General features: G+C 47.6%; 1 protein-coding gene. It reads left to right on the forward strand.

The annotated features are described in order from the left end of the window. Positions 1-603 (forward strand): phosphoenolpyruvate carboxylase (locus EYS00_RS20435; RefSeq protein ID WP_130639742.1); only part of this gene is annotated, 603 nt, incomplete at its 5' end. Positions 604-794: the final 191 nt, after the last annotated feature.

Genomic DNA, 794 nt, shown 5'->3' on the forward strand with positions numbered 1-794 from the left:
TTCCGTGTAGCAACACCTGAGCAAGAACTCGGTAAGCTACCTTTAGGTAGTCGCCCTGCTAAACGTAAGCCTACTGGTGGTATTGAAAGCCTTCGCGCCATCCCTTGGATCTTCTCGTGGGCGCAAACCCGCTTGGTATTACCTTCATGGTTGGGTGTAACTAAGGCAATTGAAGCGGTGAAAGCGGATGGCAACGAAGCGATTACCGAAGAAATGGTCGCTAACTGGCCGTTCTTCGCGTCACGTTTGTCTATGCTAGATATGGTGTTCCATAAAGCCGACCCGCGCATTAGTGAAGAGTATGATGCACGCCTGGTGCCAGAGAATCTCAAGCACTTTGGTGCGGCATTACGCCAAGAACTTAAAGACAGCATTGCATCGCTGCTTAAACTCACGGGTGAAGACGACATTATGAAGTCTGACCCTCAAGGTAAAGAGTCTATGGAGATACGTGCAGGTTACTTGCAACCACTACACTATCTGCAAATAGAACTTCTTGAGCGTATCCGTCAAGTAGAAGAAGGTGAACACAACGCTGAACTTGAGCGCGCCATGATGGTAACTATCGCTGGTATCGCGATAGGTATGCGTAACACAGGTTAGTATTGCCTTTTGTTAATCTTAATAGAGCCCGCTACCGCGGGCTCTTTTGTATGTGGGACTACAAATTCGCAGACAACCAATTGACTATCTCTTCATGCAACGACTCTTGATAAAAAGTGAGCGCATGATCGCCATTGGGATAGATCACTAGTTTGTGAGGATGGGACAACGCCTCTAATTTAGATGCAGCC

Origin of the sequence: Alteromonas sp. KUL49 (assembly GCF_006538345.1) — a bacterium.
In the GTDB taxonomy this organism is placed as follows: domain Bacteria; phylum Pseudomonadota; class Gammaproteobacteria; order Enterobacterales; family Alteromonadaceae; genus Alteromonas.